The sequence below is a fragment of the Bacillus sp. GW823-FHT06A10 genome (genome assembly GCF_058795375.1).
In genome coordinates, this window is the sequence record NZ_JBXAHT010000002.1 from 232,400 (window position 1) to 248,445 (window position 16,046).

Genomic DNA, 16,046 nt, shown 5'->3' on the forward strand with positions numbered 1-16,046 from the left:
CCCGTTTTCCTGCTTATATTGTACAGAAAAACAGAAAGAAGTTCGACGAAATTGTTTGAAAAAATTTGAAAATGACTCTTGATACATTTTGTGAAAGGTGGTAAAGTATGAATTATTATAAAAGAAAATGAATATTTATTCTTTAGGGGGATGCAAAATGGAGAAGAAAAAAGTTGTATTAGCATATTCCGGAGGTCTTGATACTTCCGTTGCAATTAAATGGTTACAAGAGAAGAATTATGATATTATCGCGCTTTGTTTAGACTTAGGGGAAGGTAAAGATTTAGCATTTGTAAAAGAAAAGGCACTTTCAGTAGGTGCAATTAAATCATATATGATTGATGTTCAAGAAGAATTCGCGAATGAATATGCATTGATGGCGATGCAAGCACACACATTATACGAAGGGAAATACCCTCTTGTCTCTGCATTATCTCGTCCGCTTATTGCGAAGAAATTAGTGGAAATCGCAGAACAAGAAGGCGCAACTGCAGTTGCACACGGATGTACAGGGAAAGGAAATGACCAAGTTCGTTTTGAAGTTTCTATCCAAGCATTAAATCCTTACTTAGAAGTGATTGCGCCTGTACGTGAATGGAAATGGTCACGTGAAGAAGAAATTGCATATGCAAAAGAAAACGATGTACCAATTCCGATTAATTTAGATAGCCCGTTTTCAATCGATCAAAACTTATGGGGACGCAGCAACGAATGTGGAATTTTAGAAGATCCATGGGCAGCGCCGCCAGAAGATGCATATGAGATGACATTGGCATTAGAAGATACACCGAATAAACCAGAGTTTGTAGAAATCGGATTTGAAGCAGGCGTACCGACTACTTTAAATGGTACTGCATATTCACTTTCAGAATTAATTAAAACGTTAAATGCGCTTGCTGGAAAACACGGTGTTGGACGTATTGATCACGTAGAAAATCGTCTTGTCGGTATTAAATCTCGTGAAGTATACGAATGCCCAGCAGCAATGACGTTAATCACTGCGCATAAAGAGTTGGAAGATTTAACACACGTAAAAGAAGTAGCGCATTTTAAACCAGTGATTGAACAGAAAATAACAGAACTTATTTATAACGGTTTATGGTTCTCACCTTTAAAACAAGCGCTTCATGCATTTTTACAAGAAACGCAAAAGAATGTAACAGGTACAGTGCGTGTGAAATTATTTAAAGGTCATGCGATTGTAGAAGGACGTAAATCTGAATACTCTTTATACGATGAAAAATTAGCAACATATACTGCTCAAGATGAATTTAATCATGATGCAGCAGTTGGATTCATTTCATTATTCGGTTTACCGACGAAAGTATACAGCCAAGTGAATCAAAAGAAGGTGGAAGCGTGAGCAAACTTTGGGGCGGACGTTTTACAAAAGAAGCGGAAGCATGGGTTGAAGAGTTCGGAGCATCCATCTCCTTCGATCAACAATTAGTAAATCAAGATATAAAAGGAAGTATTGCGCACGTCACGATGCTAGCAAAGCAGGGCATCGTGACGAAAGAAGAAGCAGAGAAAATAAAGATAGGTCTTCAATATTTATTAGAAGAAGTGAAACAAAATAAATTACATTTTTCGGTTGAAGCTGAAGATATTCATTTAAATATTGAAAAGATGTTAATTGAAAAAATCGGTGAAGTAGGAGGGAAACTTCATACAGGCCGAAGTCGTAACGATCAAGTGGCGACAGATATGCATTTGTATTTAAAAGAAAAGGTAGAACATATTATAAAAGCTACAAAACAATTGCAAACTGTTCTTGTTCAACAAGCAGAAAATAATATTGAAACCATTATGCCGGGCTATACGCACTTGCAGCGTGCCCAGCCGATTTCATTTGCTCATCATATTCTTGCTTACTTTTGGATGTTAGAGCGTGATGTGAATCGTTATGAAGATTCATTAAAGCGTATTAATATCTCCCCATTAGGAGCAGGAGCGCTAGCTGGGACGACATTCCCGATCGACCGAGAATATAGTGCGGAACTTCTTGGGTTTAATGGAATCTATGAAAATAGTTTAGATGCAGTAAGTGATCGTGATTTCATACTGGAGTTTTTAAGTAACTCATCTATACTTATGATGCACTTATCACGCTTTTGTGAAGAACTTATTTTATGGAGTAGCCAAGAGTTTCAATTTATTGAAATGAGCGATCAATACGCGACAGGAAGTAGCATTATGCCGCAAAAGAAAAATCCGGATATGGCGGAACTAATCCGTGGTAAAACAGGCAGAGTATACGGTAATTTATTCAGTTTACTTACAGTAATGAAAGGATTACCACTCGCTTACAATAAAGACTTACAAGAAGATAAAGAAGGAATGTTTGATACAGTCAAAACAGTAGAAGGATGCCTTCATATTATGGCGGGCATGCTTGAAACGATGACTGTAAACAAAGAAAAAATGGGGCAAGCTGTGACGCAAGATTTCTCCAACGCAACAGAAATTGCCGACTACTTAGCAAACAAAGGACTACCATTCCGTCAAGCTCATGAAATTGTTGGGAAGTTAGTGCTACATTGCACACAAAAAGGAATTTATTTATTAGATGTCCCGCTTGAAACATATCAAGAAATGAGCTCTTTATTTGAAGAAGATTTGTATGAAGTTCTTTCACCATATGCGGCTGTAAAGCGTCGTAACAGTGCTGGTGGGACAGGGTTTGAACAAATCAAAAACGCTTTGGAGAAGGCGAAGGGGTTAGTTGGAGAGTTTGTTAGAAGTTGATTGATTTTATAGGGAAGAAGGTACGCTAATCTTGATGGAGAGAAGCTTACCTTCTTTTTTTTATAGCCCAAAATTAATCATACTTATGTCGATCTTCTGTAATTCGAATATACTCAATATCCATCAAATCACGAAGCAATGCACCATTACTTAGTTCAACGCCATGTTTCTCTTTAAAATGAGTGCGAATTGTATCTAGCATTTCAATTTCTTTTCCGTTCACGTCTAAAATAATGCGTTCAGAATCATCCATATAGCATCCTCCTTTTTTACACATATATATTTTGTCCGTCTATTTCTAAAAAATGTATGTTAACGTAATGTTAGGAAATAAGAAAGGGATGAAAAATGAGACGTATTTATTTTATAGGGCTAATCTTGTACACGCTAATTGTATTGCATGTTGCATTCCCAAATATCTTTTCATTTGAGGATTTAGAAACAGTACACGTTGCGATATTTATTTTTGCTCTATTTGTAGTAGATTGCTTTATTTCTATATGGCTTTCGAAAAGAAAAGATATACAAGGCAAAAAAGAAATGGAACGGAAAAAGAGAAAACGTTCATTTTGGATGATGACATACTGTTTGTCTGTAGTGCTTACTGCTGCTTTTTTTAGTGAACATATTCCATTAGAAAGAGTAAATATTGGATTTGGAGCATTCGTATTCGCATACTATTTTTTTATGCACTTTCTTCCTTATATGAAAGAAAAGCGAGGCGAAGGGGAAAATCCGCTTGTAGAAGAAGCGAAAGAACAAGAGCATAAGAGAATAGAAGGAGATATAAAGAAACTTGGAGAACAAAAGTGGTATTTAAAATCAAAAATCATATACGTTCTTTGCTTTATTACGCCACCAATTGGTTATTTGTACGTTTTCTTATTTCGTAAAAAAATGACAGAAGGTGCAAGACGAACGTACTTAACGGTTGCGACGATTATGATGGCATTATGGTCTTTGAAGTTTCTTCCGCCCTATGTGTTGGCAATTACCGTTGTTGTCGTAGCATGTCTTGTGTTTATAGTGAAGTTGATAAAATGAAAAACACCAAGCCTATGTGGACTTGGTGTTTTATCTATAAATTAAAGATCACCTTGCTCCTCATCACCACGAACAACAAGGACATCGCATTTCGCATAGCGAATAATATGTTCAGAGACGCTACCAATTAGGAAACGCTCAACAGCATTTAAACCAGTCGCGCCACACATAATTAAATCTACTTTATGGTTTGGAGCGATTTCTTTTGAAATTTTAGATTTAGGATTACCAAATTCTAATACAGTTTCAATTTTTTCAAGACCAGCTTCAAGAGCAGTTTTTTTGTAGTCTTCTAATAAGTCTTCTGCAAATAGATTTGCACGTTCAGCAATTGCACGGCTATAAGCCTCTACAGCTGAGTACGCTTTTACATCAACGATATGAGCAATTGTTAATGTTGCATTGTTGCGCTTTGCGACTTGGATTGCTTTTTTAAAGGCTTTTTCTGCTTCTTTAGAACCATCCACCGCGATTAAAATATTTGTATATGTATTATTCATAGTAAATTCCTCCCAATCTGTTTTATAACTGTTTACAACTTAATTATAAAACAAATTTTGGTAACGTGCTTGCCAGAAACGTTACAGAATTTTGAAAACTCTGTTTCAATTCATTTTAGTTGTAATTGGAGCGAGAACTTGTTACATATGAAGTATAGCAATTTAAAAGGGGGCAGTTTTGTGAGACATGCGCTCATTACAGCCGGTACGAAAGGTTTAGGGAAGCAAGTAACAGAAAAGTTATTGGCTAAAGGCTATTCAGTAACAGTAACGTATCATAGCGATATCACGGCTATGGAAACGATGAAAGAAACATATAAAGATGTGGAAGAGCGTCTACAATTCGTGCAAGCAGATGTCACGAAAAAGGAAGATTTACATAAAATAGTAGAAGAAGCGATGAGCCGTTTTGGCAAAATTGACTTTTTAATTAATAATGCTGGTCCATATGTATTTGAACGAAAAAAGTTAGTTGATTATGAAGAAAATGAATGGAATGAAATGATTCAGGGAAATTTAACAGCGGTATTTCATTTATTAAAACTTGTTGTTCCGGTCATGAGAAAACAGAACTTTGGCCGTATTATTAATTACGGATTTCAAGGGGCGGATAGTGCACCGGGATGGATTTATCGTTCAGCTTTTGCCGCAGCGAAAGTAGGACTTGTTTCATTAACGAAAACAGTTGCTTATGAAGAAGCGGAGTATGGTATCACTGCGAACATGGTATGTCCTGGTGATATTATTGGCGATATGAAAGAGGCAACTATTCAAGAAGCACGTCAGCTGAAAGAGCATAACACACCGATTGGTAGATCTGGAACAGGTGAAGATATTGCAAGAACCATTTCGTTTTTATGTGAGGACGATTCCGATATGATTACTGGTACAATTATTGAAGTGACTGGTGCAGTGGATGTTATTCATAGACATCGATAGAATAAAATAAGATGAAGTTTCGAATAATTGGACAGTTTATCCATTGTGCTGAGAGGTGCGGATAATACTGTCCTTTAATATAAAATTAAATCTATCGGAAAACTTGTATTATTTTTTGTCAAATATTGAGATATTATGTTAAAATATAAGAGCGTAGAAAGCGCTTTAAAAAATGATTCAGGGGTCATTTCATAACTCAAGGGGGAACTAATCATGCGTATCGGTATTCCAACAGAAATTAAGAACAATGAAAACCGTGTGGCAATGACGCCAGCGGGAGCAGTACATTTAGTACAAAATGGTCACGAAGTTTTTGTTCAAAAAGGAGCAGGTTTAGGATCTGGCTTTACAGATGAAGAATACGTACAAGCTGGTGCGAAACTTGTAGAAACTGCTGAAGAAGCATGGAATCAAGATATGGTTATGAAGGTAAAAGAGCCAGTAGCAAGTGAATACGGCTATTTCCGTGAAGGTTTAATTTTATTCACATACTTACACTTAGCTCCAGAACCAGAATTAACGAAAGCATTAATCGATAACAAAGTTGCATCAATCGCATACGAAACAGTACAATTAGACAATCGTTCTTTACCATTACTTGCACCTATGAGTGAAGTAGCTGGTCGTATGTCTGCACAAATCGGTGCACAATTCCTTGAGAAAAACAAAGGCGGTAAAGGTATTTTACTTGCAGGCGTTCCAGGGGTAAAACGCGGCAAAGTAACAATCATCGGCGGTGGTCAAGCTGGTACAAACGCAGCTAAGATTGCAGTAGGTTTAGGTGCAGATGTAACAATCATTGACTTAAGTGCAGAACGTCTTCGTCAATTAGATGATATTTTCGGTAACCAAGTAAAAACATTAATGTCTAATCCATACAACATTGCAGAAGCTGTTAAAGAATCTGACCTTGTTATTGGAGCAGTATTAATTCCAGGTGCAAAAGCGCCAAAACTTGTAACTGAAGAAATGATTCAATCAATGGAACCGGGTTCTGTCGTTGTAGATATTGCGATTGACCAAGGTGGTATTTTCGAAACAACTGATCGTATTACAACTCATGACAACCCAACTTACGAAAAACATGGCGTTGTTCATTATGCAGTTGCTAATATGCCAGGTGCGGTTCCACGTACGTCAACTCTTGCATTAACAAACGTAACAGTACCATATGCAGTACAAATTGCGAACAAAGGCTATAAAGATGCTTGCCTAGGCAACTCTGCATTATTAAAAGGTATTAACACATTAGATGGATATGTAACATTCGAAGCAGTTGCAGAAGCTCACGGCTTACAATACGCTGATGCGAAAGAGCTACTTGAAAAAGCTCCTGCTTTATCATAATAGAAATACATTTGAGACCTTCCTTTTCATAAGGAGGGTCTTTTTTATATGGGGAAATAACATGTGAATAATTGTTATTTATTGGTGTAAATCGATTTTTATTATGATAATTTAGAATTATATAATAAAAGAGGGGATTCAATGGGGAGTAAAAAAAGGAAGCAAAAGCAAGCTAAAAGACAAAAGTACATAAAGAAAAAACAGGAACAGAACATACCTTTTTCACAAAAAGTAGTCATTATGATAGAAAAAACATTCCGGTATATTTGTATGGCTCTGTATGTAATTTTGTGTATGTATTCATTTGGAGTGTTTTACAGTTTTGGGATAACTCCCAATATTATTGAGAGCATTCTAGAATTTATACTTGTTGTAATAGAATTAGCCTTATTCGTTATACTCTTTGCTACAGTATGGCCTAGTCATGAAAGTAAAAAAGATAGAAAAAGAAGCAAAAGATCTTCATACACTTCAAGCTCATCAAGTGGATTCGGTCACTACAGTAGTAGTGATTGTAGTAGCTCAAGTGATGGTGGAGGTTAAGTTAATTTTTCAGAAGAACGACTAACGAAAGGATGGGATGAAATATGGAAACTGTGAACTTAATAGAATTAACAAAAGACATTCAAGATCAACATAAAAACTTCGTCGTTTCAAATATAAACAGTCATTGTTTACGAATCGCTGTATTTACTGGTGAATATGATTGGCACTATCATTCTAATTCGGATGAATTATTTATTGTGCTAGAGGGAGAATTACTTATTGATTTTGAAGATGGAGAAACAGCGGTTTTAAAGCCAAATGATTCTATTTTAATTCCAGCATGTACGATTCATAGAACGAGAGCATTAAAGAGAACGGTAAATCTTTGTTTTGAACATATAGAGGCTGATACGATTAAAGTGGAGCAATTATGAAAAAATTATCTGTAGCCGATTATAGAAAAGTTCTTCCGGTTTTAGAAGGTAATACAAGAACGACGACGTTTGCTTATGCGGTATGTGATCAAATGATAGATGGCGAGGTTTTTATAAACGGGCAATTAACAGCAGGATTAATTATTACAGCTAATGGTATCTATTATTTATTTGGTGATACGGATGATCAAAATTATAACGAAGAGTTATTTTCATATTTAAAAACGGCTATTGAAAAAACAGAGAAGAGATTTACACTGTTCACTTCGAGTGAAGAGTGGGAAATGATGATAGAAGAGCGTTTTAGTAATGTACTTCGGGACATCCCGCGAATGAAATTTCAAAGCGTAACCTTTGAAGAGAGTCAACGAGATTTTAACAAAAATACATATGAAGTGAAGCGTATTGATAGAAGAGATATAGAGCGCAGCAGTGAATTTAAAGAGGAGTACTACAAAGAGTATTGGGGATCAAAAGAAACGTTTTTGAACAGTGGTTTTGGATTTTGTATAGAACAAGATGGGATAATTGTAGCTGAATGTGTCTCAATATTTAGCGGGAATGGTTTTGCTGAAATAGATATTGCAACACATGAAGCACATCAAGGGAAAGGATTAGCTCAAGCTGTTGCAACAAGGTTCATTGAACATTGCATGCAAAATGACATTATACCGAGCTGGGATTGTTATGTAGACAATATTCCTTCGCGAAAATTAGCTAGTAAATTAAGTTTTTATCATCCAATAGAATATAGTTTGTTTGTACGTAAGAAAACGGGGGAATAAAAATGAATGTAGAATTAACAAGATTTAAAGTTAAGCCTGGTAAGAGTCATCGAGTAGATGAATGGATGCAGCTTCTTAATGACAATTTGAAAGAAGTGCTTTTGACATTAAACGACGAAAAAATGTACGTTGAGACAATTTTCCGGGAAATAAGAGATGGAGAAGAGTACTTATATTGGTATTCTGTGCAAGGAGAAGGTGGTATTTTTGTCGAAAATTCGCATCATGAAATTGATAAAAAGCACTTAGCATTTTGGTATGAATGTATCGATGAAGAAGCACCGTCTATTGATATGAAAACAGAAGTTGTTATGATTCAAGATGTTGTGAAGGAAGCGATGAAATAATAGAATAGTATTTCAGAGAAGCGCATCAAAATGGATGTGCTTTTTATTATGGGATTTTTTTTTGAAAAGCTGTATACATTTTACGCTCTCAAACGTTGAGTATATAGAGAGGAGAGCCGAATGAGTCATGATACGTTTGAATCGTTATTAATAGAGAAATCAAAAGCTGTGTTTGGATATTTAATTAAGATTGGAGCTGATAGAAAAGAAGCAGAAGATATTGTGCAAGATACGTTGTATAAAGCTTTATTGCTTATGGAGGAAATACCGTTAGGACATTTAGCACCGTGGCTATTTAGAGTTGCAATCAACCAGCACCGAGATTTGCACCGGAAAGAAAAAAGACTAAATCCAATCGCAATTGAATCAGTCGTTCTTATTGGGCAAAAGTCATTAGATGAAGTGCTTTTAACAAGTGAGTTACAAGGAGAAGTACAAGAAATATTGGAGACGATGACGGAGGAATATCGTCATATTTTACTGTTGAAATATGAGTATGAACTATCTTATAAGGAAATTGCCATTTTATTAAGTATGAAAGAAGATACAGTAAAAACAAGCTTGTACCGTGCAAGAAATCAATTTAAAAAACTGTATAGGAGGAGAAATGATGAGTCGGAAGGACTTTGATTTGAATATGAATGATAAGCAGATGAAGACTTTGATGAAGAGAGCGAAGAGGAAGCAGTTTTGGAGAAACTGGCTTATTTCTATTTGTGCGTCCATTATGGTTATAGTAACTTTGTTTTTGGGTGCAACTTACTTTTCTCAGCAAACATTTAGAAAAATGGAAAGAGAAATGAATGCACTACATATGGTTCAAGGGCCTAATATCCGTTTCAGCGGAAGCATGTATTTAAGTCTTGGTATGACAGGAAGTACAGTAATATATAACTCTTATAAAAATATAGCTGGTCAACCAGTGAAATGGGTAAATGATATATACGAATCTGGTATATGGAGTTATAGTATGAAGCATTACAATGGTGAACTTGTTAGTCTAGATGAGGAAAAAAGGGGTGAAGAGGCTGTTACGATACCAGATTATAATGTGCAAACAATGCAGAGGGAAATGAGGTTTTATTTACCTTTCGTTACTTATAAAAATTATGTGGATGACCTGAAAAATATTGGAGATTTGCAAAATAAAGTTGCAGAAGTAGCCTTATCTTTTGATAAATCGTATACAGCTGAACAAATTATTGAGATGCTTCCGAAAAGTGTACAGCCAGTTTGGTTTTGGGTAGATACATATAATGAAAAGAAAAGTGATTCTTATGTAGGGTTAAAAGATCCTAAAAATGGCGCAGTATTAAATGCGGAAATGGCTAGAAATGTTTTTGGATTTGAAGGAAGTTATGCAAAAGTAAAAGAAGATGTGAAAAACGATTTAACAATAAACTCAAAAGAGTTTCTGTACCAAATGAAGTATTTAACAAAAAATAGTGAAGGTATACCAAGTGATTATTTTGAACAATATTATAAAGAAATAAAAAACACCAAACCAAAAGACCTACCAATATACGGTATAGTCGTAACAGGAAAAACAGAGGATTTACAAAGTTTACAAGGGTCACCGTATATTAAGGCTGCTGTAAGAGGTGTAACAGTTGAGAAATATTGATTACAAGCAATTAATGTGAATAATCAGAAAATTTATGTTATAATATGGGAAAAGGAGGTTTATATGAGGCAAATACATGGAGCAATTTATATTTACATAACAATGTTTTTCGTGGCGATATCCTATGGATTGGGGCACGTGTATTCGCATCCTATACTAACTTTTTTAAGTGGAGCATGTATGGCGTTTGCGCTTCTTGTCCACCTTTTCTCAGTTTGGATCGTGAAATTTCAATTAAATATTAGTGAAATAGAAGAAGGCACTTTTTGAGTGGCCTTCTTTTTTAATAATATTTTGGAAGCTCTTGTAGCAATTTTTCAATTTCGAATTCGGTTTCTTCACATATAGAAAGTGTGCGTAGTCTGAAAAATAAGCTACGTAAGAAAGATTTTGTATTTCCATATAAAAACTCGTACGATTCAATAGGTAGTGCTTGTTTTTGGACCGGTAATTGAGCTACTAAGTCACGAAGGGCTAATATGAGTATTTCTTCTTTTAGGCCATTTTGCAGCATTGCGACAATCGGATAAACGAGACGCTCGTCTTCTTCGTATTTATAGTAAATAGAATGGACAAAAACTTTGTTTAACAAAGTTTTTAATATCTCTTCGTAATGTAAAGTTTCTAGTTTAGGACTATGAACAAGCGCCTCAAATGTATCGGAAGCATGTGCGATACTATGTGCCCATCCGTGGTCTTGCACATATCCGCGGAAATCATGTTCATTGTTCATATATAGAATTAATTGATCTTTTACAGTTAAAATATCATTCTGTGATAAGAAATTATGAGTTGTATCTGCATCTATAATGAGCGCAATTAATAAGGTTGTAAATGCACGAGTAAATACAGCATCTTCATCATCTGAATGAATCTTATACAATAAATATTTTTCACCGATGCTTTCTAATAATAGTTTCTGTAATTGTGTGTGTGAAAGATAGCGATTTTTGATGAGATGATAAAAAGTAGAGTAGATGAGTTTGTCCCTTAAGTAGCTATCAGTAACACCGATATGTTCAAGCATACTGGAACTTAAAGAATCAATATGAAGTGTGTTATCTATGATGTAATTATTATTACGAATTTTTTCTAACTGTTGTTGTAACATATAAACCTCATGTTTTAGAAAATTCTGTATTTTAATAGTATAATAAAAGGAAGGAATAGGCAATGAAGTGAAACTTTAATTAGTGGGGGGGATTCCCCACCTAACTTCTTTGCTTTCACCGAATTTTGATGTGGGGATCTTACTGTCCGTAAATGCGGGATAAATAAGTGCATTTGAATGGAGAGGGCATTATGAAGAGAGCATTATTCTTTTTTATTAGTATTTTCTTTTTAGGAAGCTGTTCCATTTCGTATGTTAATTTTTCTAGCGAGAGCAAAAGTTGGACTGGACAATATAAAGGGCATATTAAGGATGACAGTGAAGATGGAATGTTTACGTTTCAATATAAGGGTGGGGATGGAAAGACAGAATTTAAAAACTTAGAGATTGCTATTAATGGAGCCTTTAGTACAATGACACAAACGTCAGAAGTTCATAAAGGAGCAAGGGTTGAAATAAAATCTTCTTGTGTAAGTTGTGCACCTCTATCTAAAGATGAACCGATAGAAGTTGTAATTAAATGGGATGATAAGTATGAGGAGAAGATGGTGTTAAATTTGAAATAGCCTAAAGTAAGGAGTTAAAAATGAATAGGCATGTGAAAATTGTTATGTTTTTAAATGTATTTCTAGTCATATTATCAGCTTGTACTACAAAACAAGTAGAGCAGGTAACGGTAAAAGAAGTCCCTAAAGAAGGGTATATCATATTAAGAAATGACACGGTATTTTTTGTCGATGATAAAACGTTTAACACAAAAGTAGAGTTACAAAATTATATAGAACAACAAATGAATAAAGAGCATCCATCACATATAGTCTTGAGCTTTAAGGACAAAGACGCATATAAACAGTTAAAAACAGGGGATAAAATAAAAGTATGGTTTTCTCAAATACTTGAAAGCTATCCAGCAAGAATGATTGTAGAGAAATTTGAAATAGTAGAGGAATAAAAAAAGGCAGCATTCACGCTGCCTTTTTATTATTTTACAAATTGTAATTCTTTCGGGAATTTCGTTAAAATTTCTGATCCGTCTTTTGTAATGTAAATATCATCTTCAATACGAACGCCACCTACGTTTGGTACGTAAATACCAGGTTCGATTGTGAAGACCATACCTTCTTTTAATGGAGACTCGTTACCAGCTTTTACATCTGGATATTCGTGTACGCTAATTCCAAGTCCATGACCAAGTCGGTGCGGGAAGAAGTCTCCGTAACCTGCATCTGCGATAACAGAACGAGCAGCGTTATCGATTGCGCCAAGTGTAACACCTGGTTTACATGCTTCAACTGCTTGTAGTTGTCCAGCAAGTACAGTGTTGTAAATGCGAGTTTGCTCTTCAGAAATCTCACCGAATGCTACTGTACGTGTAATATCAGAGCAATAACCTTCAATGATTACACCTAAATCAAATAGTACGAAATCACCGCGCTTCATTTTGTTTGCGCCAGGAATACCGTGTGGAAGAGCGGAGTTTGCACCCGCTAATACCATCGTATCAAATGACATCTTATGTATGCCTTTTGTTTTTAATTCGTGTTCAATAATTGCTAATACTTCTAGCTCGCTACGGTTTTCTTTAATTGCATTTACACCAACTTCAACAGCGTAGTCCGCCATTTTAGCTGCTTCGCGTAAAATAGAAAGTTCTTTTTCATCTTTAATTAAACGAAGTTCGCGAACTTTCTCCTCAGCTGATTTGAAAGCTGCATTTGGGAATAATTTCGTTAATTCTTCGTAGCGCTCTACGTTTAAATGTTCTTTTTCAATTGCAACTGCATTTGCATTGATGCCGCGGTCTTTAATTGCTTTTGCAATCATATCCCATGGTCTGTCAGTATCAGTAAATCCGATAATTTCATGTGCCCAGCCAGCGTTACGTGCTTGACCTTCTTCCATTTTAGGACAAATTAAAATAGGTTCTTTTTCTTGGAATACAAACATACCAAGTAATCTTTCATGCGGTTCACAGTGGAAGTTCGTCATGTAGAAGACGTTCGGTGTAGAAGTTAAGAACGCAGCTTCTACGTTTTTTTCTTTTAGCCATTGCATTAAATTTTCTAATCTAGCATTCATCGATTGGCACCCCCGAGATATTTAATTACAAATATAACTTTAACTCGGAAGAAAGCGTTATGACAAGTAAATAGATGTTAGAAAAGACAGGGAATTGAAAAATCATGTAGAATAAAAAGTGAGAATGTGAATAGGGGAGGAATGTAATAATGAAAGTATCTTATCATGGGCATTCAGTTGTGAAAATTGAGGCGAATGGAAAAGTTATTTTAATTGACCCGTTTTTAACAGGTAATCCGAAAACAGATTTAAAAGCTGAAGATGTAAAAGTAGATGCAATCCTTTTATCGCATGGACACGGTGATCATGTTGGAGATACAGTAGAACTTGCGAAGAAAAATAATGCAGTTGTTGTAGCGCCATTTGAACTAGCAACATTTTTAAGTTGGCAAGGTGTAAATACACATCCGATGCATATTGGTGGTTCACATGAATTTGACTTCGGAAAAGTGAAGTTTACACAAGCATTCCACGGCTCTAGTTATATTGATGAAGCAAATAAGACGATTACATATACAGGTATGCCAGCAGGTATTTTATTTACAGCAGAAGAGAAAACAGTGTACCACGCAGGAGATACTGCACTATTCTCTGATATGAAGTTAATTGGGGAATTAAATAAAGTTGATCTAGCATTTTTACCAATTGGTGATAATTTCACAATGGGACCAGAAGATGCTGTACTAGCGGCAAAATGGATTAATGCGAAAACTGTTGTACCGATGCATTACAATACGTTCCCAGTTATTGAACAAGATCCATATCAATTTGTAGAAAAGCTACAAAATTGTACAGGGAAAGTATTAGAAGCTGGAGAAAGTATTACACTATAGAAAAGAAACCCTTCATTTGAAAAGAAAAGTGAAGGGTTTTTTACGTGTGTAGGACAGCTTTTAATGCTTGTATTTGTTTTGGTGATTCTTTTCTTTTGGTACGTGGTTGTTCAGGTGTTTCATTCAATTCCATTGCAACTTTTTTCCCATCTACGAAAGCTAAAAATACAGCACCTACAACCTCTAAAAATTTTTTCATCATGTGTACGCTCCTTTGTTTTATTTCTTGTCTTCATTGTATAGGGAATCAAGTGGGCGAACTATCGAATGAGATGACAATAGCATTACATTGTTGTAATAGAATGACTGGTGGAATGTAAGAGTCATTTTGTTATAAAAAAAATAGTACAGGTATGCAAAGAGAGAGTGTAACAGTTTTGAAAATATAGTATACTGAAAGTACAACACATGAAGAATTTAGGGAAAAGAAAGTATGGTGAAACCATTTGGCTACCAAGCATAACCAAATTTTAGAACATATTAATAGCCTGCCAGTAGGCCATAAAATTTCTGTAAGACAAATTGCGAAAGATTTGAGTGTAAGTGAAGGGACAGCTTACCGTGCAATTAAAGATGCAGAAAATAAAGGGTATGTTAGTACAATTGAACGTGTCGGAACAATTCGAATTGAACAAAAGAAGAAAGAAAATATCGAAAAACTGACATATGCAGAAGTCGTTAACATTGTCGACGGTCAAGTACTTGGGGGCAGAGAAGGACTACATAAAACATTAAATAAATTCGTAATCGGAGCTATGAAATTAGAAGCGATGATGCGCTATACAGAAGCTGGGAATTTACTCATTATTGGTAACCGTACGAATGCACATCAATTAGCGCTAGAAACTGGAGCTGCTGTATTAATTACGGGTGGATTTGATACGGAAGATCATGTGAAGAAATTAGCAGACGAATTAAAGCTGCCGATTATTTCAAGTAGCTACGATACATTTACGGTCGCAACGTTAATTAACCGTGCAATTTATGATCAACTGATTAAGAAAGAAATTGTACTTGTTGAGGATATTTTAACACCAATTGAAGAAACGTTATATTTAAAGCCACATGATACAGTACAGCAATGGCATGCATATAATGAAGAGACAATGCACGGAAGATATCCAATTGTCGATGAAAATAAAAAAGTGCTAGGAATCGTAACTTCAAAAGACATGATCGGTGTAGCGAAAGAAACACCAATTGATAAAGTAATGACAAAACACCCAATTACAGTGAATGGTAAAATGTCTGTCGCAGCTGCGGCACGTATGATGGTGTGGGAAGGAATTGAATTACTTCCTGTCGTTGAGGAAGGAAATAAACTGCAAGGTATCATTAGCCGTCAAGATGTACTTCAGGCACTGCAAATGATTCAACGTCAGCCACAAGTTGGAGAAACAATTGATGATATTGTAACGAATCAATTTATGACGCCAAAAGAAGCGAAAAATGAGCATCTATATCAATTTTCAGTGACGCCGCAAATGACGAACTCAATCGGAACGTTATCGTACGGTGTATTTGCAACAATTGTGACAGAAGCGACAAATCGCGTTATTCGTGCGCAAAAGAAAAGCGATTTAATTGTTGAAAACTTAACAATTTATTTCGTAAAGCCGGTTCAAATTGATAATGTTGTATCCGTTCATCCGAAAGTATTAGAAATTGGGCGTAAATTTGGTAAGGTTGATGTAGAGGTGCATCATGAAGGTAATGTCGTTGGAAAAGCATTACTTATGGTTCAGTTAATTGATAAATAAAAAGATGGA

The 16,046-nt window shown here is 35.4% G+C and carries 21 protein-coding genes; 16 read left to right on the plus strand and 5 right to left on the minus strand.

Translation table 11 applies throughout. The features are described from left to right. The first annotated feature begins 157 nt into the window (after nt 1-157). Complete coding sequence (locus AC1Q8M_RS15980; RefSeq protein WP_000412317.1) at nt 158-1,363, plus strand: argininosuccinate synthase; 1,206 nt, start codon at nt 158-160, stop codon at nt 1,361-1,363. Next, entirely contained in the window at nt 1,360-2,748 is a 1,389-nt protein-coding gene (gene argH / locus AC1Q8M_RS15985) for an argininosuccinate lyase (RefSeq protein ID WP_065229430.1), read from the plus strand. Before AC1Q8M_RS15980 ends, argH begins: the two co-directional genes overlap by 4 nt. Before the next feature lie 73 nt (nt 2,749-2,821). On the opposite strand, the gene AC1Q8M_RS15990 is transcribed toward argH, so the two are convergent. Further along, nucleotides 2,822-3,001, minus strand: a complete 180-nt coding sequence (locus AC1Q8M_RS15990) for a hypothetical protein (RefSeq protein ID WP_000342760.1) — start codon at nt 2,999-3,001, stop codon at nt 2,822-2,824. A 95-nt stretch (nt 3,002-3,096) separates the two neighbouring features. Between AC1Q8M_RS15990 and AC1Q8M_RS15995 the strand changes: the two genes are divergently transcribed. Then, entirely contained in the window at nt 3,097-3,792 is a 696-nt protein-coding gene (locus AC1Q8M_RS15995; RefSeq protein WP_098015315.1) for a hypothetical protein, read from the plus strand. A gap of 41 nt (nt 3,793-3,833) precedes the next feature. On the opposite strand, the gene AC1Q8M_RS16000 is transcribed toward AC1Q8M_RS15995, so the two are convergent. After that, a complete protein-coding gene (locus AC1Q8M_RS16000) occupies nt 3,834-4,292 on the minus strand; it encodes a universal stress protein (RefSeq protein ID WP_001066672.1) in 459 nt (152 codons plus the stop codon). A 147-nt stretch (nt 4,293-4,439) separates the two neighbouring features. Here AC1Q8M_RS16000 and AC1Q8M_RS16005 point away from each other — a divergent pair, with 147 nt between their 5' ends. The 9 genes from AC1Q8M_RS16005 to AC1Q8M_RS16045 all read left to right on the plus strand — a co-directional run bounded on the left by AC1Q8M_RS16005 (nt 4,440) and on the right by AC1Q8M_RS16045 (nt 10,524). Beyond that, the gene (locus AC1Q8M_RS16005; protein WP_072940483.1) at nt 4,440-5,231 is read left to right on the plus strand and encodes an SDR family oxidoreductase; all 792 of its coding nucleotides are present in this window, start codon (nt 4,440-4,442) and stop codon (nt 5,229-5,231) included. Nucleotides 5,232-5,444: 213 nt separating this feature from the next. Beyond that, the gene (gene ald, locus AC1Q8M_RS16010; RefSeq protein WP_001219401.1) at nt 5,445-6,578 is read left to right on the plus strand and encodes an alanine dehydrogenase; all 1,134 of its coding nucleotides are present in this window, start codon (nt 5,445-5,447) and stop codon (nt 6,576-6,578) included. A 141-nt stretch (nt 6,579-6,719) separates the two neighbouring features. Continuing rightward, nucleotides 6,720-7,121 (plus strand): hypothetical protein, encoded by a 402-nt coding sequence (locus AC1Q8M_RS16015; protein ID WP_098400643.1) that lies wholly within the window; start codon nt 6,720-6,722, stop codon nt 7,119-7,121. Nucleotides 7,122-7,165: 44 nt separating this feature from the next. Beyond that, entirely contained in the window at nt 7,166-7,498 is a 333-nt protein-coding gene (locus AC1Q8M_RS16020) for a cupin domain-containing protein (protein WP_000450933.1), read from the plus strand. After that, nucleotides 7,495-8,283: a GNAT family N-acetyltransferase gene (locus AC1Q8M_RS16025; RefSeq protein ID WP_078400665.1), complete on the plus strand. Its 789-nt coding sequence runs from the start codon at nt 7,495-7,497 to the stop codon at nt 8,281-8,283. The genes AC1Q8M_RS16020 and AC1Q8M_RS16025 overlap by 4 nt, the downstream gene beginning before the upstream one ends. 2 nt (nt 8,284-8,285) lie before the next feature. Further along, entirely contained in the window at nt 8,286-8,630 is a 345-nt protein-coding gene (locus AC1Q8M_RS16030; protein ID WP_001100204.1) for a DUF6176 family protein, read from the plus strand. A 120-nt stretch (nt 8,631-8,750) separates the two neighbouring features. Further along, nucleotides 8,751-9,260 carry an RNA polymerase sigma factor gene (locus AC1Q8M_RS16035; protein WP_089171831.1) on the plus strand — a complete coding sequence of 170 codons (510 nt, stop codon included), beginning with the start codon at nt 8,751-8,753 and terminating at the stop codon, nt 9,258-9,260. Beyond that, on the plus strand, nt 9,241-10,254 hold the full coding sequence (locus AC1Q8M_RS16040) for an anti sigma factor C-terminal domain-containing protein (protein WP_071731420.1): 1,014 nt from the start codon (nt 9,241-9,243) through the stop codon (nt 10,252-10,254). The genes AC1Q8M_RS16035 and AC1Q8M_RS16040 overlap by 20 nt, the downstream gene beginning before the upstream one ends. Before the next feature lie 63 nt (nt 10,255-10,317). After that, entirely contained in the window at nt 10,318-10,524 is a 207-nt protein-coding gene (locus tag AC1Q8M_RS16045; RefSeq protein WP_001248905.1) for a hypothetical protein, read from the plus strand. Between the two features lie 13 nt (nt 10,525-10,537). Here the strand turns inward: AC1Q8M_RS16045 and AC1Q8M_RS16050 are convergent, their stop codons facing one another. Further along, complete coding sequence (locus tag AC1Q8M_RS16050) at nt 10,538-11,365, minus strand: DUF2785 domain-containing protein (protein WP_075718711.1); 828 nt, start codon at nt 11,363-11,365, stop codon at nt 10,538-10,540. Nucleotides 11,366-11,556: 191 nt separating this feature from the next. Here AC1Q8M_RS16050 and AC1Q8M_RS16055 point away from each other — a divergent pair, with 191 nt between their 5' ends. Both AC1Q8M_RS16055 and AC1Q8M_RS16060 read left to right on the plus strand, forming a co-directional pair. Next, nucleotides 11,557-11,931, plus strand: a complete 375-nt coding sequence (locus AC1Q8M_RS16055) for a hypothetical protein (RefSeq protein WP_000816700.1) — start codon at nt 11,557-11,559, stop codon at nt 11,929-11,931. Nucleotides 11,932-11,951: 20 nt separating this feature from the next. Further along, entirely contained in the window at nt 11,952-12,317 is a 366-nt protein-coding gene (locus AC1Q8M_RS16060; RefSeq protein WP_090976921.1) for a DUF3221 domain-containing protein, read from the plus strand. Nucleotides 12,318-12,346: 29 nt separating this feature from the next. On the opposite strand, the gene pepQ is transcribed toward AC1Q8M_RS16060, so the two are convergent. Then, on the minus strand, nt 12,347-13,444 hold the full coding sequence (gene pepQ / locus AC1Q8M_RS16065; RefSeq protein ID WP_000994037.1) for a Xaa-Pro dipeptidase: 1,098 nt from the start codon (nt 13,442-13,444) through the stop codon (nt 12,347-12,349). A 149-nt stretch (nt 13,445-13,593) separates the two neighbouring features. Between pepQ and AC1Q8M_RS16070 the strand changes: the two genes are divergently transcribed. Further along, nucleotides 13,594-14,277, plus strand: coding sequence for a metal-dependent hydrolase (locus AC1Q8M_RS16070; protein ID WP_000868922.1), 684 nt, complete (start codon nt 13,594-13,596; stop codon nt 14,275-14,277). Between the two features lie 40 nt (nt 14,278-14,317). Here AC1Q8M_RS16070 and AC1Q8M_RS16075 read toward each other — a convergent pair whose 3' ends face one another. Further along, a complete protein-coding gene (locus AC1Q8M_RS16075; RefSeq protein ID WP_000976017.1) occupies nt 14,318-14,479 on the minus strand; it encodes a hypothetical protein in 162 nt (53 codons plus the stop codon). A gap of 244 nt (nt 14,480-14,723) precedes the next feature. Here AC1Q8M_RS16075 and AC1Q8M_RS16080 point away from each other — a divergent pair, with 244 nt between their 5' ends. Beyond that, nucleotides 14,724-16,037 carry a CBS domain-containing protein gene (locus AC1Q8M_RS16080; RefSeq protein WP_000201579.1) on the plus strand — a complete coding sequence of 438 codons (1,314 nt, stop codon included), beginning with the start codon at nt 14,724-14,726 and terminating at the stop codon, nt 16,035-16,037. Nucleotides 16,038-16,046 lie beyond the last annotated feature (9 nt).